The following is a 19,204-nucleotide window of genomic DNA, read 5'->3' on the forward strand; positions in this document are numbered from 1 at the left end:
GCCTTCGGCTCGGCGCGCCGCGCATAGTGAGTACCCGGCACATCGGCTAAGAAGGGATTTCGTAGTGCGTCGGCTTCGGATTGCCTCAGCTCTGATCGTCAGCTTGCTGACCCTGCTCTGCATGTTCCCGGCTGCGGCCGATCATGACGGAGGCTGGACCGTTCTGCTCGACGAACAGGCCAACCTGCAACTTAGCGACGTGCGTTCCGAGCGCTACCGCAACCAGTTCAGCCCGCTGCTGCTTGCCGACCTGGATGCCGCGCCTGCGGAACAGGCACTGTGGCTGCACTATCGCCTGGCGCCCGGCGACCAGGAACAACTGCTGCGGGTATTTGCCCCCGACCTTTCCGGCCTGGACCTCTACGCCCTAGAGGGCGACCAGCTTCTGCGTCAGCTGCACCACGGGCGCCAGCCCGGCAATGCCAGCCCGACCCTGCGCGGCAGCGACCATGTATTGCCCCTGCCCAACAGCAAACAACCGCTGGACATCTACCTGCGCCTGGTCTCCGAGCACCAGCTGCGCCCGGCCATCAGCCTGGAACCCGCAGCCGAAGCTGCGTCGGACCAGCACCAACCACTGTTGTTCGGCATGCTGTTCGGCGGGTTGATCATGCTGATCATGCACAACCTGATCCGCTTCCTTTACAGCCGCTCCAGCACCACCCTGATCCTGGCGCTGTACCACGGCCTGATGCTGCTCAGTGGTCTGATCCTGCTGAACCTCAGCGGCCCGTGGTGGCACGTGTGGCACAGCGCGCAAACACCTGCCGCCTACCTGACGCTGGTACTGGCCGGTCTGGCGGGGCTGTATTTCACCCAGCATTTCTTTTCGCCGTGCAAATCGCCACGGCTGAACCGGCTGCTGCAGGGCGAAATGCTGGTTGTCGGGGTCAGCGGCCTGGTACTGCTGTTCGTCGATACCCTGCCGCTCAACCTGATGACCTACGCCCTGATGGCCCTGGGCAGCGTCAGTATGCTGCTGGTGAGCAGCTACCACTGGTACAAAGGTTACCCACCCGGCCGCCTGTTCAGCCTGGCGATGGTGGTGTTCAACCTCGGTGGCCTGGTGCTGCTGCCGGCGCTGCTGGGCCTGACGCGCACCTCGACGCCCTGGCTGCTGTGCGTCCTGCTGGGACTGACCGTGGTCAGCGGCCTGCTGCTGAACCTGGCGGTGAGCGAGCGCCTGCGCAGGATCAGCGAGGAACGGTTCAGCGCCAGCCGTGCGCTGGCCGCCAGCGACGCCGAAATCAACGCCAAAGCCGAGTTCCTGGCCAAGATCAGCCACGAAATCCGCACCCCCATGAACGGGGTGCTGGGCATGACCGAGCTGCTGCTGGGTACACCGCTGTCGGTGAAGCAGCGCGACTACGTGCAGACGATTCACAGCGCCGGCAACGAGCTGCTAACCCTGATCAACGAAATTCTCGACATTTCCAAGCTGGAGTCCCGGCAGATCGAACTGGATGACGTGCAGTTCGATCTTAATGCACTGATCGAGGACTGCCTGAACATCTTCCGTGCCAAGGCCGAACAGCAGAACATCGAGCTGATCAGCTTCACCCAGCCACAAGTGCCGCGAGTGATCAGCGGCGACCCGACGCGGCTGCGCCAGGCCTTGTCGAGCCTGCTGGAAAACGCCCTGAAAAACACCACCCAGGGCGAGATCCTGCTGGTGGTGGCCCTGGACCAACGGGGCGAGGTACCGCGCCTGCGCATCGCCGTGCAGGACAGCGGCGAACCGCTGCCGGCCGCTGATCGCGAGGCCTTGCTGCAAGCCGAATTGCACAGCCACCATTTCCTGTCCAGCAACAAGCTGGGCGGGCACCTCGGTTTGATCATTGCCAAACAGCTGATCGGCCTGATGCAGGGCGAATTCGGCATCAAGAGCAGTACCGGAATGGGCAATACCTTGTGGCTGACCTTGCCGCTGGACCCCTCGCGCCTGGAGCAACCTCCCGCCGACCTCGACAGCCCGCTGCGCGATGCCCGGGTGCTGGTGGTGGACGACAACGACACGTGCCGCAAGGTGCTGGTACAACAGTGCAGCGCCTGGGGCATGAACGTCAGCGCGGTGCCGTCGGGCAAAGAAGCGCTGGCATTGCTGCGTACCAAGGCCCATCTGCGCGACTACTTCGACGCCGTGCTGCTGGACCAGAACATGCCTGGCATGACCGGCATGCAGCTGGCGGCGAAAATCAAGGAAGACCCCAGCCTGAACCACGATATCCTGGTGGTGATGCTTACCGGCATCAGCAACGCGCCGAGCAAGGTCATCGCGCGCAACGCGGGGGTCAAGCGGATACTTGCCAAACCGGTCGCCGGCTACACACTCAAGACCACCCTGGCCGAGGAGCTGGCCCAACGCGGGCGCGAGCAGGCCGTGCCGGCCAGCCTGCCAGGTATCCCGCAGGCGCTGGACTTGCCCGGTGATTTCCGCGTACTGGTGGCCGAAGACAACAGTATTTCGACCAAGGTGATCCGCGGCATGCTCGGCAAGCTCAATCTTGAGCCCGACACCGCCTGCAATGGCGAAGAGGCCTTGCAGGCGATGAAGGCGCAACGCTATGACCTGGTGTTGATGGACTGCGAGATGCCGATCCTGGACGGTTTCTCGGCCACCCAACAGCTGCGTGTGTGGGAGGCCGACAACCAGCGCCACCGCACCCCGGTGGTGGCACTGACCGCGCACATTCTTGCCGAACACAAGGAACGCGCGCGGCTGGCGGGCATGGACGGGCACATGGCCAAACCTGTGGAGCTGTCGCAGTTGCGTGAACTTATCCAGTACTGGGCCAACCACCGCGAAACCGAGGTGGACCCGGCGCACAGTTCCTGACTGTCAGCGCCTACACCAATCCATCATGCCAAGGACCAGCGCTCATGCTCCATGAGTTATTCAGCGTCTACCTGAAAATGCTCGTGCTCTACAGCCCGTTCTTCGTGCTGTCGTGCTTCATCAGCCTGACCCGCGGCCACTCCAGCAAGGAACGCAAGCAACTGGCCTGGAAGGTGGCCTTTGCGGTGGTCATCGCCAGCATCCTGCTGTACCTGTTCGGGCGGGCGATCTTCGGCATCTTCGGCATCACTGCCGACGCCTTCCGCATCGGTGCCGGCAGCGTGCTGTTCATCTCGGCGCTGGGCATGGCCCAGGGCAAATCGGCGGTTCAGGCCGATAACGTGCAGCAGGATGTCACCATCGTGCCGCTGACCATACCGCTCACTGTCGGGCCGGGTACCATCGGTGCCTTGCTGGTGATGGGCGTAAGCCAGCCGCATTGGGATGACAAGCTGCTGGCTATTGTGGGTATCGTGCTGGCCAGCTTCACCGTCGGCCTGGTGCTGTACCTTTCGCACCGCATCGAGCGAATCCTGGGCGACCAGGGCTTGCAGATCGTCAGCCGGCTGATGGGGCTGTTTGTCTGCGCCCTGGCGGCGCAGATCATTTTCACCGGCATCAAAGGCTACCTGGCCCCCTAGAGCAGAAGGTCGCGTATCGCTCGCTGGCTACTGCGCGCCACGCTCGCTTCAGCCCGCTTGCGATAGTCTTCGCGGAACCCTTGCAGATTGAAGTGGATCACTTCCACGCGCATATCAACGACCTGCACTTCCTGTTTCGACTCCAGGTACAGAAACCCGCTGGTCGAATGCCTGAGTGACATTTCCATGTGCAGTATCACCAGGTCGATGAACCCGTTCGGCTGCTGGGCGCAGGGCAGCAACTGGAAACGCGCCTTGTCCTTCGCAAGTGCGCGGGACTCGAAGGCAGACAGTGACTGCCTGTCATTGCGCAGTGCCTGCAAGGACTGTTCGGCCACCGCACCGTGCGCAGGTGAGCCTAGCTGCTCGACCTGCGCCACGGCGCGCTCGGCGAGGGTTTGCCGGTCAGGGCCGAACTTTCGGCTTGCGGGTGCCAGCTTGCCATCAAACCCTAGCGCAGCCAGGTTTCGCCAGTAGTTCCTGAACCAGTCAGGCTCTAGCCCCTCGTCCAGATCGCCCCAGGCGACCTGCTGGGCAAACGCGTTGGCCAGCAGGAGGTCATCACGCGCTTGAGGGCTGACCCCCGGCAAGAATGACATCAGGCTGCTGTGGACAACACTGGCACTGGCAGCCGGTTGATTGAACTTACTCATGGACAGGCTCCTGTGCCACTGGCGGTTGTACCTGGCCGCGATACTGCGCTTTCTTGGTGCCAATGGCGGCTTGCAGGCCGCAGCTCACCCGGTCGACAAGCTTGGCGCTGGTCTGGTAACGGCAGTCGAGTTGCTGGGGGGGCTCGTCGCACGCGGGCTCCAGAACTTGCCAGAGCCATAGCGCATCAGGCGGCGAAGCAGTGCTGAATCTGAGTTCGGTGCTGACGATGGAACCGTCTGGCAATACCAATCGCAGTTCCACATGAGCATGGCTGTCACCCCCGGCATCCGGCGGCCGTATGCATTCTGCCCACAACGCCTGCTGCAGGGCTGGGTCAGGGCTTGCCTTGAACATGTCCAGGCAACGCCCTGCCTCTGCATGCGATTCAGCGGCCAGAGCAGCCAGCAGGTTGGCCCGAAGGATGGCCCACGGCTCGAAACATGCGGCCTGCGGCGCGGAAACCGGGCGGGCCTGCACAGTGACCGGAGTACAACCGAAGCTGCCTTGCACCCGCAGGTATTCCCGGTGCCAGCCGTCATGGCGCAAGTTACGTGGGTGACGCTTGCTGGCCGCCAGATAGGCGGCCAGCTGAATATTGAGCAGATCGTCTACCCTTGATTGGCTGACGGCAGCATGAACCCATACCAGGCTGTTACCGTTTAGCCACAAAGCATAATTGGCTTGCATGATTTCGCCCTCCAGCCTCGCCGACACCGTGATGCCGGCGGGCCGACTCAGTGATCAGATTTCAAGGGCCAGCAATACCTGCAAGGCATTGTCATCGAGCTTGGTTTCAACCAGCGAGCGGACCTTGTCGTACTGACGCGGGTCGAAGTTCAACACCGCACCACAGGCAAAGTTCCGGGTGCCGCTGCTTTCCCACTTGAGCAGCAGGTAGTTGGCTGATTTATCAGGTTTGGCATCGGTCTGGATCGCGCTGACCAGCATGGCTACCTGGCCGGCTGAGGTCTGCTCGCATTTGGCAAGGCTCAACCCGGTGCGGTCATCTTCGAACGTCTTGCGGTTCAACATCTCGACGTTTTTAGTGCTGGCGGCAAGTGCGGCAATGACGGTCTTGCCCAGGCCTTCGAGCGCAGTTGCCACCTCTCCGGTGAAGATCCCGTAGGCGGCCTGCAAGCCTTTACCCACCAGGTTGCTGATTTCCAGTTGCCTGTCGCTCTGGGTTACTTCCTGCACGTCGACATTGGTCGGGGCCCAACCCATCTTGGACATCAGGAAAACGTACTGCCTGAACCACTCCCGAGTCTCCTTGATAGGGTCGTGCTGCTTGTTGGCACCTTGAGTTGCCAAGGCATGGCATGCCTTGGCAGCGTCACGGTTCATGTCGGACATAGCGTCCGGGAACACGAACAGGTTCTTGTCCGGTAGTACCTGAAGTTCCAGTTTCTCGCTTTTCACGGCCATCGCTTTGGGTCTCCATTGGATATTTACGGTTGGAGCCCTCTGGCTCCAGCCACAAACCTAACGGCAACGCAAAACTCAACCCGCCCTGCAGCACTTCCTTAGCCGTCGGCATGCCCTTGTTCAGGGGTGGTTGTGGTACCAGCGCGGGGTATACACCCACAGCCCGCCATCGGCGCGGTCGAAGGTGCATGTCGTCGACGAACCGACCAGCACCATGGTGCGCATATCGACCATTTCCGGCAGCAATTCGGCCAAGGTGACTACTTTCAGCGTCTGCCCCGGCCTACCGATATCACGGCCAAGGACTACAGGCGTGGTCCCCTCCCGATGTCGGCGCACGACTTCAAGCGCCACGCCAAGCTGGTGCGGCCTGGATTTCGAGATCGGGTTGTAGAACGCCAGCACCAGGTCGGCCTGTGCCGCAAGGTCGAGGCGCTTTTCGATGATCGACCAAGGCTTGAGGTTGTCCGAAAGCGACATCACGCAGAAATCATGCCCCAGCGGTGCGCCCGCCTGGGCCGCCGTTGCGAGCGAGGCCGACACCCCCGGCAGGATCTCGAGGTCAACGCAATGCCAGGCAGGGTCGCTGGACTCATGCAAGGCTTCGAGCACTGCGGCCGCCATGGCAAACACGCCCGGGTCGCCCGACGACACCACCACCACCGAACGGCCTTGGGCCGCCAGCTCGAAGGCGTGCCGAGCGCGCTGCATCTCTTCACGGTTGTCGGTGCAGTGCTGCACCTGATCGTCGCGGAACGGGCCCGCCATGCGCACATAGGTTTCGTAGCCGAGTACATCCTGCGCACGCGCCAGCTCTGCCTTGACCGCTGGCACCATCAGCTCGGCAGCTCCCGGGCCCAGGCCGATTACCGCCAGGCGACCGCGGCGGCGGCCGATCTGCGCCACCTCGACTGGTGCAGGCGACACTGCAATCACCACCTCTGCCTGCTCGATCAACCGAGCTTCGGGCAACGCCGTGGCAACCATGCTGGCGACATCGTGTGGCGTGGCGGCGAAGCGCAAGGCAACACCCAAGGCCGCTGCGGCTTCGCGCAGGGCGCTATCGGCCATGGCTTGCTCGTCGGCCAGCACGCACGCCAGTGCGGGCTCGGCGATGCCAGCCTGCTGCAATGCAGCACGAATGGCGTGCAGATTGCCGCCGGCGACACCGACGACTACCGAACGCGGATGGATCAGCAGTTCGTCGCGGCTGGCCGGGCGCGCCTGATGCCCCACATGGATGGTGCGCCGGGCCGCTTCACTGGCAGGCAACTGCGCCTGCAGCAACCACGGTGCGTCACCTTCAATGCGTACCGACTCGCCAGCCAGCAGGTCGGAGACAAAGCGCTTGCCTTGCTCGATATCCGCCAGGGCATAGCCCTGCGGCGGGTTGAGCAGGCAGGTGCCGAAGCGCAACTCGCCACTGGTGGTAATGGCGGCGGCTACGCCCAGCGCCTCAGCAATTTCGCGCGCCATGACGTTCACGCCGCCCAACCCACCGAGCAACGGCACGACGGCGCTACCATCCTCGGCCACGGCCAGCACCGGCGGCTCTGTGCCTTTCTCGTCGAGCAGGCTGGCCAGGCTGCGGATGACGATGCCCGCAGCGCACAGGGCAATGATCGGCGTATCCCGCTGATACAGCTCGCGCAGGGTGTCGCCGAACGCACTGTAGTAGCTGTCGACACCCTCGACCCGGCCTTCCAGGCCATGGATCGACGCCTGTGGATAACACTGCTGGATACGCTGCGCCGTGGCCAGGCTGCCTGGGCCGAGGATGACGATCGCCGGTGCCTTGTGCATGTTCAGCCCTGCCATTTTTCACCCGGCACGATGATCAGCGAAAAGTAGGGCGACGACTGCGGGTCGACCTGGTCCAGCGGCACGATCTTCTGGTTGGCCATGGTCGCCCGTTCCACATACAGCGCGCGCCCGTCCAGGCCAAGTTCGGCCAGCACTTCGCGCACTTTCGGGAAGTTGCGCCCAAGCTTCATGATCACCGCCGCATCGGCGTCGGCCAGGCGGCGCTTGAGGTCTTCGGCCGGCAGTACGCCAGACAGCACCGACAGGCTCTGGTTGCGGTACACCAGCGGCGCGCCCAGTACCGAAGCACCACCGAGCATCGAGCAGACGCCGGGGATTACCTCGGCCTCGTAGCGCTGCGCCAGGCGATCATGCAGGTACATGTAGGAACCATAGAAAAATGGGTCACCCTCGCAGATCACCGCCACATCGCGACCGGCATCCAGGTGCTCGGCCACCTGCACGCTGGCCTCGTCGTAGAAGTCGCTGATCACCTGCTCGTAGGACAGCGGCGCTGGCAAGGCTTCGGTGGTGACCGGGTAGACCAGCGGCAGCAGGGCCTGCTCGGGCTGCAGGTGTGCCTCGATGATGCCGAAGGCATTGCCGCGCTTGCCCTTGGCCACGAAATAGCCGACTACAGGGGCCTCGCGCAGCAGGCGCAGGGCCTTGAGGGTAATCAGTTCAGGGTCGCCAGGGCCCACGCCCAGGCCCAGCAGACGTCCACGCGGCGCCATCATTCCACCTCCGTGGCCAGGGCGTTGACTGCCGCAGCAGCCATCGCGCTGCCGCCCAGGCGGCCTTGCATGATCACGAACGGCACGCCACGGCTGTCGGCAGCGAGCATCGCCTTGGATTCGGCTGCACCGACGAAGCCGACCGGGAAGCCGAGGATCAACGCGGGCTTCGGGGCACCAGCATCGAGCATTTCCAGCAAGTAGAACAGCGCAGTGGGTGCGTTGCCGATCACCACCACGCTGCCTTCCAGATGGGGGCGCCACAGCTCCAGGGCCACGGCAGAACGGGTGTTGCCAGCGTCCTTGGCCAGGCCAGGCACGCTCGGATCACGCAAGGTACAGATGACCTTGTTGTCCGCTGGCAGGCGGGCCCGGGTGATGCCTTCGGCGACCATGTGCGCATCGCACAGAATCGGCGCGCCGTTCAACAGTGCCTCGCGCCCGGCACGGCCGGCGCCTGCGGAGAATTGCAGGCCATCGATGGCGTCGACCATGCCACACGCGTGGATCACCCGCACGGCAAGCTTTTCCAGGTCTGCGGGGATCCGCTCGAGCCGGGCCTCCTCGCGGATGATCCGGAAGGAATTGCGATAGATCTCCTGACCATCGCGGATGTAGTCAATCATCAAAGTGCTCCGTCGGCAGGTCGAGCATGGCGCCTGCTTCATTCAAGGTAAGTTCGGTGGCGCGCAGGGCACCGAAGCCAGGCTGGCGCGCATCACGCAGGTACAGGTCGTAACGGCCCGGCGAACGGGCCAGCAGGGTGGCCGGGGCAACATGGGCCATGGCGCAGGATCGGGGGCAACCGGACAAGTGCACGCTGGCTGGCGCACCCGGGCCCAGCAGCGTGGCCAGGGTCAGCGCGTCGGCCTTGGTTTCGCCCAGGGCCTTCGCGCAGCCGCTGGCGCCGGTGCAGGCGCTGATGCGCGCCAGAGGTTCATGGTCGTTGCAGAGCAGGCCCAGTGCGGCTAAATCGGCCTGGGCCTGGTCGATGTGTTGCGCTTGCAGGTTGGGCAGCACCAGGCTTTGCCAGGGGCTCAAGCGCAAGCTGCCATCGCCCAGTTGACGGGCAATGCGCGCGGCACCACGCAGCATGGTGGGGGTCAGCCGGCCCTGCGGCGGGGCAACGCCAAGCGCCAGGCCTTGGGCCTGGGGTAGCACGCCCAGCCAAGAAGCGTTGTGGGGTTCACGTCGCCATGCGAGCACGGCTGGGTCGCGGCGAATGGCCAGACCAAGCCCGTCGATGAAATCGGTTACCGAACAGGCTTCGAGCAACTGGCGCATGCGCGACTGCACCGGGGTTGCCAGGTCGAGGAAGCGCTCCAGCACAGCGCGCACCAATTGCAGGCCTTGCTCCAGCGGCACGGCGCCCAGCACCTGGCCTTCAGCCGGGCATCCCGCCAGGCCAAACGCAAGCCAGGTCTGCTGCTCCAGGCGCAGGGCCGAGAGCCACAGGTCATGGGGGTGTTCGAGCATCGCCAGGCTTTCGCCGGCATCCAGTTGCACGGCGAACTTGGCCGACAACTGATGAAAACGCGGTGTGCCTTCCAGCAGCTCGAGAATTCGTCCAGCCAACGGCCGGGCATCCAGCAGCATCGTCGGATCCTGCCCGGCCAGCGGGCTGAGCATCAGGTTGCGCACATCGTCACCCGCCGCGTCACGCGGGCCCAGGCCGGCAGCGAGCAGTGTCTCGACCAACTCGCGGTGGTGGCTGCCGATACCGCGTATCTGCAAATTGCCGCGGTTGGTGGCCTCGATCACGCCGCCTGCGAAACGCTCGGCCGCTGCAACCACCGCATCGGCCTGGTCGGCAAACAGCAGGCCACCGGGCAGCTTGATCCGGCAGATCCCGCCGTCGCGGGCACTGACAATGCGCCACAACCCCGGGCAGGCCGAGGGGCGGGGCGATACGTGGGGGGCATTGGCCTGCTTCAAAGAGGTGTCCGGCAATCTGTGAAAATGCGCTTGAGTGGAGAAGGCGCGGTATTATGCCTGCTTTGTCCGGCGGCATGAAAAGCCGGTGGTCGAGCATCCTCGGCGTTTGAGTAGAAATTCACGACCGCGTCGCCCTCTTCGCGGGTAAACCCGCTCCCACAGGATCATCGTTGCCCCACATCCTGTAGGAGCGGGTTCACCCGCGAAGGGGCGCAAAGCGCCCCAAAAATGGCGGATTGAAACACATGACCCCCTGGCTGACAGTAATAGGCATCGGCGAAGACGGCTTCACTGGCCTGGGCAAACAGCCCCGGCGCGCGCTGCTGGCCGCTGCAAAGATCTTCGGCAGCCCCCGCCAGCTGGCCTTGCTCCCTCGCTGCGTGTCCGGCACACGGCTGGGCTGGCCAAGCCCGTTCTCCCTGGCCCCGGTGCTGGCCCTGCGCGGCGAGCCGGTGTGCGTTCTGGCCAGCGGCGACCCGATGTTCTATGGCGTCGGTGCCAGCCTGGCCCGCCAGGTACCTGCAGCAGAAATGCGCGTGCTGTCGATGCCCTCTTCCTGTGCCCTGGCGGCCGCCCGCCTGGGCTGGCCGCTGCAGGACGTGCAAGTGCTGTCGCTGGTCGCACGGCCCCTGACGGCGCTGAATGCCTGCCTGCACAGCGGCGTGCGCCTGCTGGTGCTGAGCAACGATGGCGACAGCCCCGCAGCGATCGCCGCGTTGCTGCGTGCGCGTGGCTTCGGTCCAAGCCGCCTGCAGGTGCTCGAACACTTGGGCGGCGACGCGGAAAAAACGCTGGCCGGCACTGCGCAGGACTGGCCGCATGCCGATATCGCTGCCCTCAACCTGGTAGCCATCGAATGCCTGGCGGCACCCGATGCGCCGCGCCTGCACAGGCTGGCCGGGTTGCCAGACAGTGCCTTCGAGCACGACGGCCAGCTGACCAAGCGCGATGTCCGCGCCATCACCCTGGCGCGCCTGGCACCGCAGCCCGGTGAATTGCTCTGGGACGTTGGCGCAGGCTGCGGTTCGATCGGCATCGAATGGATGCGCGCCCACCCGGCCTGTCGCGCCCTGGCCATCGAGGCCGATGAAGGCCGCCAGGGTTTCATCGAACATAACCGCGATGCGCTGGGCGTCCCCGGCCTGCAACTGGTACGCGGCAAGGCCCCTATGGCATTGGAAGGTCTGGAGCAACCGGATGCAATCTTCATCGGTGGCGGCGTCACCCGTGAAGGTGTGCTCGACCTGTGCTGGGCAAGCCTGCGCCCCGGCGGCCGGCTGGTGGCCAATGCGGTAACCCTGCAAAGCGAACTGGCCCTGGCGCATTTCCGCGAACGCCACGGTGGCGAACTGACCCGCATCCACGTCGCCCACGCGCAACCCTTGGGCTCGTTCGACACCTGGCGCCAGGCGCTGCCGATCACCCTGCTGGAAGTGGTGAAACCCGTCGATGCGTGAAGAAACCCGCGAACAGCCTGCCGCTCTGCGCAGCGGCCTCACCACCGGCAGCTGCGCCACCGTCACCAGCCTGGCGGCGGCCAGGCTGCTGCTCACCGGGCAGTGTGACGATGCGCTGAGCATCACCCTGCCCAAGGGCAAGGTGGTGCAAATGCGGCTGGAATTCTGCCGTCTCGTTGGCGAACGCGCCGAAGCCGGCACACTCAAGGACGCTGGCGACGATCCGGATGTGACCCACGGTGCCCTGCTCTACAGCCAGGTGCGCCTGCTGGGCGAGCCGGGTTTCCGATTTGTCGCTGGCGCTGGCGTAGGCACCGTGACCCGCCCGGGGCTGGTGCTGGCGGTGGGCGAGCCCGCCATCAACCCGGTGCCGCGGCGCATGATCAGCGAACATCTGCAAAACCTGGCCGACCAGTGCGGCTACCCGGGCGGCTTCGAAGTCACGGTCAACGTGCAGGGCGGCGAGCAACTGGCCCTGAAGACCATGAACCCGCGGCTGGGCATCCTGGGCGGGCTGTCGATCCTCGGCACCAGCGGCATCGTGCGGCCGTTTTCCTGCGCGGCCTACATTGCCTCGATCCACCAGGGCATCGACGTGGCCCACACCAACGGCTACACGCACATCGCCGCATGCACCGGCAACGCCAGCGAGGACACCATGCGCCGGGTCTACGCCCTGCCGGAAATCGCCCTGATCGAAATGGGCGATTTCGTCGGCGCGGTGCTCAAGCACCTGCGCAAGGTGCCCGTGCCACGCCTGACCCTGTGTGGCGGTTTTGGCAAGATCAGCAAGCTGGCAGCCGGGCACATGGACCTGCACAGCCGTCATTCCAGCATCGACCTGCCGCAACTCGCCGGCTGGGCCGCAGCTATCGGCGCGGACGAAGCGCTGCAGGCCGCCATCATCGGCGCCAACACCAGCCAGCAGGCCCTGGCGCTGGCGCATGCAGCCGGCATCGCCCTGGGCGACGCGGTGTGTGCCCACGCCCTGGCCTTTGCCCGCAGCGTGGTGCCGGCACAAGTACAAGTGGAGGTGTTCGCCATCGACCGCCAGGGCGGCATCGTCGGCAAGGCAGGTGTGCAATGACGACTCGCATCTTGCTGCTAGGCGGCATCACCGAAGCCCTGGCCATCGCCCGCCGCCTCGGCCCTCAGCACGTCTACAGCCTGGCCGGTATCGGCCGCGTGCCGCAGGACCTGCAGTGCCAGGTACGCGTCGGCGGCTTCGGTGGCGCCGAGGGCCTGGCCAGTTACCTGCGCGAAGCAGGCATCACGTTGTTGATCGATGCTACCCACCCCTATGCTGCGCAGATAAGCCGCAACGCCGCCAGCGCCGCGCGCAGTGCTGGCATCCCGTGCTGGGCCTTGCGCCGCCCGGCCTGGCAAGCTCAGGCGGGGGACGATTGGCGCGAGGTAGAGGACTGGGCAGGACTGATGGAGGCGCTCAAGCCGTTCCGCAGGCCGTTGTTCACGCTGGGGCGTGAGCCGTTGCAACATCTGGACGAGATTCCGCCGGAGCAGTTCTGGACCTTGCGGGCGCTGGAGGCCTGCACTGGTAACGCGCGCTGTGAGGTGATTGGCGCGCGCGGGCCATTCCATATCCAGGAAGAGCGGACTTTGTTCCAGCGTCGCAACATCGATGTGCTGATCAGCAAAAACAGTGGCAGCGTAGCCACTGAGCCGAAGCTGGAGGTGGCCAGGGACCTGGGCGTGCCCGTACTCATCCTCAAGCGGCCGAAGTTACCAACGGTGGACCTGGAGCTGGCAGGTGCAGATGAACTGCTCGTCAGACTCGCACTGTAAGTGCTCGCCTCGCCCATACGTATATCCCATTGACATATACATCGCCCCACTTAAACTTCAGTCACACATTGCCGCTTTTCAAGGAGGCCAATCATGGAGCAAGGTGCAGTCTTCAGAAGCAACCGCAGCCAGGCCATCCGTTTGCCAAAGTCCGTAGCCCTTCCTGAAGACGTAACCCGTGTGGACATCGTTGCGGTAGGCCGCACGCGCATCATCACACCTGCCGGGGAAGCATGGGACAGCTGGTTCGACGCTGAGGATGCAACGCCGGACTACATGGCTAGCCGTGATCAACCCGCTGACCAGGAACGCGAAGGGTTTTAATGCTCAGGTATCTGCTGGACACCAACATCTGCATTTTCACGATCAAAAACAAACCCCAAGTTGTTCGCGAGGCGTTCAATCGCCACCATGGCCAGCTGGGGATCAGTACCGTGACCTTGATGGAGTTGATCTACGGCGCAGAGAAGTCAGCCAACCCACAACGAAATCTTGCCGTCGTCGAAGGGTTCGCTGCGCGCCTGGAGGTACTTGACTACGATGATCATGCAGCGGAGCACAGCGGCCAACTCCGCGCGGAGCTGGCAAAGGCTGGCACGCCAATCGGGCCTTACGACCAATTGATTGCTGGCCATGCCCGGGCGCTTGGCCTGATTTTGGTCACCAACAACCTCCGTGAATTTCAGCGGGTACCTGGGCTACGGGTAGAAGACTGGCTGGGCTCAGGCTGTTGAAATCTGCTCACCTGTCATCTTTCCTACATTCTCAAGCGCCCTTTCTCACGGCCCAACGCGTGCATCCAAATGCCTTCAAGACTAAAGCTGCATTAAGCTTCAACCCCCTCCCCCGGAAGGTTTCACCCATATGGAAATGCAATGGTGGATCTGGCTGGTCTTCGGCATCGCGCTGATCCTGCTGGAACTGGTCCTGCCAACGTTCTTCATCCTCTGGTTCGGCATCGGTGCCGTGCTGGTCTCGCTCATCTCGCTCGCCGCCCCCGCCCTGCAGCTGGACATGCAAGTGCTGCTGTGGGTGCTGCTGTCATCGGTCACCACGGCGTTGTGGTTCAAGCTGCTCCGGCGCAAGCAGCCGGATGTGCGCTGGACTGCCGACAGCGTGATCGGCGAAGTGGGCCTGCTGACCATTGGCGTGTCGGAGTTCCAGAAAGGCCGGGTGCGCTTCCAGAAGCCGATCCTCGGCAACGAAGAATGGACCTGCATCGCCGACAGCGAGATCGCGGCTGGCGAACGGGTACGCCTGAGTGCCATCGAGGGCAACACCGCCCGCGTCATCCGGGCCTGAATCCGCATTAAAAGGAAGTTAGCATCATGACCAGCCTCATCGTCGTTGCCGCCATCGCCCTGTTTGTCCTGATCACCGTGTTCAAAGGGGTACGCATCGTGCCCCAGGGCGAGGAGTGGATCGTCGAGCGCCTGGGCCGCTACCACAGCACGCTCAAGCCTGGCCTGAACATTCTTATCCCGTACATGGACGTGGTCGCCTACCGCCTGCCGACCAAGGACATCATCCTCGATGTGCAGCAGCAGGAAATCATCACCCGTGACAACGCGGTAATCGTTGCCAACGCCCTGTGCTTCGCCAAGGTTGTCGACCCGCAGAAGGCTTCCTATGGCGTACAGAACTTCTCGTTCGCCGTCACCAGCCTGACCATGACCTCGCTGCGCGCCATCGTCGGCGCCATGGACCTCGACGAGGCGCTGTCCAGCCGCGAGCAGATCAAGGCACGCTTGCGCGAGGCGATGTCCGAACAGACCGAAGACTGGGGCGTGACCGTACGTTCGGTGGAAATCCAGGACATCAAGCCTTCCGAGAACATGCAACTGGCCATGGAGCGCCAGGCGGCGGCCGAACGTGAGCGCAAGGCCGACGTGACCCGCGCCGAAGGTGCCAAGCAGGCAGCGATCCTCGAGGCCGAAGCGCGCCTGCAGGCGGCCCGGCTCGATGCCGAGGCGCAGATCAGCCTGGCCGAGGCCTCGGCCCGGGCGATTTCGCTGGTGAAGGAAGCGGTGGGCAACGAAACCGTGCCGGCGATGTACCTGCTGGGTGAGCGCTATATCGGTGCCATGGAGAACCTGGCCGGCAGCGACAACGCCAAGGTCGTGGTGCTGCCAGCGGACCTGCAAGAAACCGTGCGTGGGCTGATGGGCCGTAACAAGTCCTGAGATTGATTCAACCCTCTTCGCGGGCCTGCTCGCTCCCACTGGTTGCAGCACAGGCCCTGCGACCTGCGCGGTCCCTGTGGGAGATGGCTTGCTGGCGATCGGGTTGCAAAGCAGCCGCCGACAGCCAGCCAACCTGCGTCACTTCACCGCACCCCGCCATTTTTACCTATACTCCGCCTTACAATACCCACCACGATTCCTGACCGGATCTCTCCATGCCCCCACGTCGGCACATTGCCTGGATAGCCTGCCTTGCAGTGCTGTTCAACTTGCTGGCCATGCCGCTGGCCTCAGCCGTGCCCAAGGGCCCGGCCGAGCAGCTGCTGTGGGGGGCTTTCTGTTCCAGCATGGGCAGCAAGGCCAAAGTCGATGTGCAGGCCCTGGCCAAGATCGACCTTGGCCCGCAAAGCGACGACAGCGCCAGCATGATGAACTGCTGGTGCTGTTCCGGCGCCGCACCGCTGCTGGCCCTGCCTGGTTACCCGCCGCAGTTGCACAACCCGCCGACACTGCTGACAGGGCTGCTGCAGCCACCCGCCAAGTACCAACCCACGCCGCGCCAGCTCTGGCCTGCGCTCAACCCCCGTGCCTCTCCGCTGGCCTGAGTTCATCACGCTGACTGCCTGAACCTGAACAGAACGGAGATTCACCATGCTCAAGCACGCCCTCGTCATGGCCGCCCTGCTGCTGCCCGGCGCCTTTGCCAATGCCCACGAATACACCGTGGGCGACCTGCACATCGCCCATCCCTGGTCGCTGCAGTTGCCACCCAACGCACCCAATGTCGCCGCCTATTTCGTGGTGCACAACAACGGCAGCGCCGACGACCGCCTGCTCAGCGTCGACAGCCCCATCAGCGATGATGCGCAACTGCACGAGCATGTCATGAGCGCCGCCGGTGCCATGAAGATGCAGCAGGTACCCAACGTGGTGGTGCCCGCCGGCAAGGACCTCACCTTCGCCCCCAGCGCCTACCATGTGATGCTGATGCAGCCCAAGGACCGCAGCCTTCTCAGCGACGGCAAGCGCTTCCCGTTGACCCTGCACTTCGAAAAGGCAGGCGACATCACTGTCCAGGTAGCCGTACAGAAGCAGGCGCCGACGGACCAGCCGCAAGGCCACGAACACGCGCACTGACCACTGCTCAAAGGCGCTCGCCATGAGCTTGCCGCGCAACAGCTGCCGCCGTACCACCCGCCCTGACCGCAGGCGCGCCGGTGGCGGGTGGCTGAGCCTGTTCGCCATGTGGATGATCTTCATCGGCCCGCTGATTTCCCAGTCAATGCCGATGGACCACCACGCCGGCATGAGCATGCCAATGGACATGCCAATGCCGGCTGCGCATCAGCATGGCGAGGGCGCTCATCACGGCCACAGCGGCGATGGCCAGCTGCATGTCATGTGGGAAAAGTGCGGTTACTGCAGCCTGTTGTTCAACTGCCCCGCCCTGCCCCAGGCCCTCAGCCCGCTTAGTGCCGAGAGCATCGCCCCCACCACTCACCTGCTTGCGCCAACGCACCAGGGCCATGCCCGGCAGGCGGTATTCCCCGGTGCGCGCAGCCGCGCCCCGCCTGCCTCGATCAACGTCTGAATCCTTTTTTTGTGCACGGAGCCAGGAGGCTTCGCGCTGCCCCATGACTGATCGACTGGAATCACTATGTCTGGCTGCACCCCTGTTTTTGCCCTGTCCCTGCGAGGGACCATTGCCGCCGTGTGCGGCTCGCTGCTCGCGCCCGTGGCCCTGGCCGCCGACCCTGGCCATGAAGGCCATGCGCACGATGCACCCGAGCTGAGCCCGACGGTGATTACCGCCGTGGCCCCCAGCTCGCCGCTGACCGTGGTCACCAACCCTAAAGACCCGCGCCAGCCCGTGCCGGCCAGTGACGGCGCCGACTACCTGAAGACCATCCCCGGCTTCTCGGCGATCCGCGCTGGTGGCACCAACGGCGACCCGGTACTGCGCGGCATGTTCGGCTCGCGTTTGAACATCCTCACCAATGGCGGCCTGATGCTGGGCGCTTGCCCCAATCGCATGGACGCGCCCACGTCCTACATTTCGCCGGAAACCTACGACCGTCTCACCGTGATCAAAGGCCCGCAAAGCGTGATCTGGGGCCCGGGCGGCTCGGCAGGCACGATCCTTTTCGAGCGCGAACCAGAGAAGTTCGGCATCCTCGGCAGCCGGGTCAACGCCAGCCTGCTGGCCGGCTCCAACGGCCGCTTCGACAAGGTGCTGGATGCGGCTGCCGGCAACAGCCAGGCCTACGCGCGCTTCGTCGGCAACCAGTCACGCTCGGACGACTACCACGACGGCAACAACGACACCGTGCCCTCCCGCTGGGACAAGTGGAACGGCGATGTCGCCCTCGGCTGGACACCTGACCAGGACACCTTGCTGGAGCTGACTGCCGGCAAGGGTGATGGCGAGGCCCGCTACGCCGGGCGCGGCATGGACGGTTCGCAGTTCAAGCGCGAGAGCCTGGGCCTGCGCTTTGAAAAGTCCAACCTCGGCGAGGTCCTCGACAAGGTCGAAGCGCAGGTCTACTACAACTACGCCGACCACGTGATGGACAACTACAGCCTGCGCACGCCGTCGGGCAGCGGCATGATGGGCATGCCGATGGTCAGCAACGTCGACCGCCGCACCCTGGGCGCGCGCATCAAGGCCACCTGGCGCTGGGCAGACGTGCAACTGATCAGCGGCATCGACGCGCAGACCAATGAGCACCGCCAGCGAGGCGGCATGGGGGTCGACGCGCACAAGGGCCAGGCCTGGACCAAGGACGCCGACTTTCATAACTACGGTGCCTTCGGCGAGCTGACCTGGTACGCCAGCGCCGAAGACCGACTGATCACCGGCGCCCGCCTGGACCGCGCCTCGGCCCGCGATTTCCGCCAGGGCAGCGCCACCGAAGGCGACACCCGCGCCGACACCCTGCCCAGTGCTTTCATCCGCTACGAGCACGACCTGGCTGCCATCCCGGCTACCACCTACATCGGCCTCGGCCACGCCCAGCGCTTCCCCGACTACTGGGAGCTGTTTTCGCCCAAGCTGGCGCCAGCTGGCGCGGCCAATGCCTTCGATGGCATCAAGCCGGAGAAAACCACCCAGCTCGACTTCGGCATCCAGTACCGCACAGAGCGCCTTGAAGCCTGGGCCTCGGGCTATGTCGGGCAAATCCGCGACTACATCCTGTTCGACTACCGCACCGGCATGATGGGCATGAGCACCTCCCAGGCGCAGAACATCGACGCCCGCATCATGGGCGGCGAACTGGGCGCCGCCTACCAGCTCGCTGAGAACTGGAAAGCCGACGCCACGCTCGCCTACGCTTGGGGCAAGAACAGCAGTGATGGCAAAGCGCTACCGCAGATGCCGCCCCTGGAAAGCCGCCTTGGACTGACCTACAGCCGCGATGTGTGGAGCGTCGGCGCCCTGTGGCGGCTGGTGGCGGCGCAGAACCGCATTGCCGAAAACCAGGGCAACGTGGTCGGCAAGGACTACGAGAAAAGCGCCGGCTTTGGTGTGTTCTCGTTCAACGGTGCCTACAAGGTGAACAACAACCTCAAGCTCAGCGCAGGGGTCGACAACCTGTTCGGCAAAACCTACGCCGAGCACTTGAACCTGGCAGGGAACGCCGGGTTCGGCTACCCGGCCAGCGATCCACAGCCGGTCAACGAGCCAGGCAGGACCTTGTGGACCAAGGTCGATTTCAGCTTCTGACAACACAAC

Annotated in this window: 20 protein-coding genes; 13 read left to right on the top strand and 7 right to left on the bottom strand. The window is 64.4% G+C overall.

Annotated features, from left to right (window positions below; all coding sequences use genetic code 11):
- Positions 1 to 64 precede the first annotated feature (64 nt).
- The gene (locus AC5O5R_RS24205; RefSeq protein WP_172286800.1) at positions 65 to 2,836 is read left to right on the top strand and encodes a hybrid sensor histidine kinase/response regulator; all 2,772 of its coding nucleotides are present in this window, start codon (positions 65 to 67) and stop codon (positions 2,834 to 2,836) included.
- A 44-nt stretch (positions 2,837 to 2,880) separates the two neighbouring features.
- Positions 2,881 to 3,477: a MarC family protein gene (locus AC5O5R_RS24210; RefSeq protein WP_172228446.1), complete on the top strand. Its 597-nt coding sequence runs from the start codon at positions 2,881 to 2,883 to the stop codon at positions 3,475 to 3,477.
- Here the strand turns inward: AC5O5R_RS24210 and AC5O5R_RS24215 are convergent.
- From AC5O5R_RS24215 to cobG, 7 genes are all read right to left on the bottom strand, one after another.
- Positions 3,474 to 4,130, bottom strand: a complete 657-nt coding sequence (locus AC5O5R_RS24215; RefSeq protein ID WP_172228448.1) for a hypothetical protein — start codon at positions 4,128 to 4,130, stop codon at positions 3,474 to 3,476. The genes AC5O5R_RS24210 and AC5O5R_RS24215 overlap by 4 nt on opposite strands.
- Complete coding sequence (locus tag AC5O5R_RS24220) at positions 4,123 to 4,818, bottom strand: hypothetical protein (protein ID WP_172228450.1); 696 nt, start codon at positions 4,816 to 4,818, stop codon at positions 4,123 to 4,125. The genes AC5O5R_RS24215 and AC5O5R_RS24220 overlap by 8 nt, the downstream gene beginning before the upstream one ends.
- Positions 4,819 to 4,872: 54 nt before the next feature.
- The gene (locus AC5O5R_RS24225) at positions 4,873 to 5,556 is read right to left on the bottom strand and encodes a hypothetical protein (RefSeq protein ID WP_172288147.1); all 684 of its coding nucleotides are present in this window, start codon (positions 5,554 to 5,556) and stop codon (positions 4,873 to 4,875) included.
- 120 nt (positions 5,557 to 5,676) lie between these two features.
- The gene (gene cobJ, locus AC5O5R_RS24230; protein WP_494514776.1) at positions 5,677 to 7,374 is read right to left on the bottom strand and encodes a precorrin-3B C(17)-methyltransferase; all 1,698 of its coding nucleotides are present in this window, start codon (positions 7,372 to 7,374) and stop codon (positions 5,677 to 5,679) included.
- Positions 7,362 to 8,096, bottom strand: a complete 735-nt coding sequence (locus AC5O5R_RS24235; protein WP_172228456.1) for a precorrin-2 C(20)-methyltransferase — start codon at positions 8,094 to 8,096, stop codon at positions 7,362 to 7,364. The genes cobJ and AC5O5R_RS24235 overlap by 13 nt, the downstream gene beginning before the upstream one ends.
- Positions 8,093 to 8,719, bottom strand: coding sequence for a precorrin-8X methylmutase (locus tag AC5O5R_RS24240; RefSeq protein ID WP_494514777.1), 627 nt, complete (start codon positions 8,717 to 8,719; stop codon positions 8,093 to 8,095). Before AC5O5R_RS24240 ends, AC5O5R_RS24235 begins: the two co-directional genes overlap by 4 nt.
- Positions 8,712 to 10,043 (bottom strand): precorrin-3B synthase, encoded by a 1,332-nt coding sequence (cobG, locus tag AC5O5R_RS24245; protein ID WP_494514778.1) that lies wholly within the window; start codon positions 10,041 to 10,043, stop codon positions 8,712 to 8,714. The genes AC5O5R_RS24240 and cobG overlap by 8 nt, the downstream gene beginning before the upstream one ends.
- A 230-nt stretch (positions 10,044 to 10,273) precedes the next feature.
- Between cobG and cbiE the strand changes: the two genes are divergently transcribed.
- The 11 genes from cbiE to AC5O5R_RS24300 all read left to right on the top strand — a co-directional run bounded on the left by cbiE (position 10,274) and on the right by AC5O5R_RS24300 (position 19,195).
- Positions 10,274 to 11,485 carry a precorrin-6y C5,15-methyltransferase (decarboxylating) subunit CbiE gene (gene cbiE, locus AC5O5R_RS24250; protein ID WP_172228462.1) on the top strand — a complete coding sequence of 404 codons (1,212 nt, stop codon included), beginning with the start codon at positions 10,274 to 10,276 and terminating at the stop codon, positions 11,483 to 11,485.
- Complete coding sequence (locus AC5O5R_RS24255; protein ID WP_172227286.1) at positions 11,478 to 12,572, top strand: cobalt-precorrin-5B (C(1))-methyltransferase; 1,095 nt, start codon at positions 11,478 to 11,480, stop codon at positions 12,570 to 12,572. Before cbiE ends, AC5O5R_RS24255 begins: the two co-directional genes overlap by 8 nt.
- Positions 12,569 to 13,288, top strand: a complete 720-nt coding sequence (locus AC5O5R_RS24260; RefSeq protein ID WP_494514779.1) for a cobalt-precorrin-6A reductase — start codon at positions 12,569 to 12,571, stop codon at positions 13,286 to 13,288. Before AC5O5R_RS24255 ends, AC5O5R_RS24260 begins: the two co-directional genes overlap by 4 nt.
- A gap of 93 nt (positions 13,289 to 13,381) precedes the next feature.
- Positions 13,382 to 13,612: a type II toxin-antitoxin system VapB family antitoxin gene (gene vapB, locus AC5O5R_RS24265; protein WP_172227290.1), complete on the top strand. Its 231-nt coding sequence runs from the start codon at positions 13,382 to 13,384 to the stop codon at positions 13,610 to 13,612.
- Entirely contained in the window at positions 13,612 to 14,022 is a 411-nt protein-coding gene (gene vapC, locus AC5O5R_RS24270) for a type II toxin-antitoxin system tRNA(fMet)-specific endonuclease VapC (protein ID WP_172227292.1), read from the top strand. Before vapB ends, vapC begins: the two co-directional genes overlap by 1 nt.
- A 130-nt stretch (positions 14,023 to 14,152) precedes the next feature.
- Complete coding sequence (locus AC5O5R_RS24275; RefSeq protein WP_172287385.1) at positions 14,153 to 14,590, top strand: NfeD family protein; 438 nt, start codon at positions 14,153 to 14,155, stop codon at positions 14,588 to 14,590.
- Positions 14,591 to 14,616: 26 nt separating this feature from the next.
- A complete protein-coding gene (locus AC5O5R_RS24280; protein WP_172227296.1) occupies positions 14,617 to 15,471 on the top strand; it encodes an SPFH domain-containing protein in 855 nt (284 codons plus the stop codon).
- 215 nt (positions 15,472 to 15,686) lie between these two features.
- Positions 15,687 to 16,076, top strand: a complete 390-nt coding sequence (locus AC5O5R_RS24285) for a DUF2946 domain-containing protein (protein ID WP_494514780.1) — start codon at positions 15,687 to 15,689, stop codon at positions 16,074 to 16,076.
- Positions 16,077 to 16,122: 46 nt separating this feature from the next.
- A complete protein-coding gene (locus AC5O5R_RS24290; RefSeq protein ID WP_172227300.1) occupies positions 16,123 to 16,608 on the top strand; it encodes a copper chaperone PCu(A)C in 486 nt (161 codons plus the stop codon).
- 22 nt (positions 16,609 to 16,630) lie between these two features.
- A complete protein-coding gene (locus tag AC5O5R_RS24295) occupies positions 16,631 to 17,062 on the top strand; it encodes a DUF2946 domain-containing protein (protein ID WP_494514781.1) in 432 nt (143 codons plus the stop codon).
- Between the two features lie 66 nt (positions 17,063 to 17,128).
- Complete coding sequence (locus AC5O5R_RS24300; protein WP_494514782.1) at positions 17,129 to 19,195, top strand: TonB-dependent copper receptor; 2,067 nt, start codon at positions 17,129 to 17,131, stop codon at positions 19,193 to 19,195.
- Positions 19,196 to 19,204 lie beyond the last annotated feature (9 nt).

This window comes from Pseudomonas sp. 8_5_2, assembly GCF_059295255.1.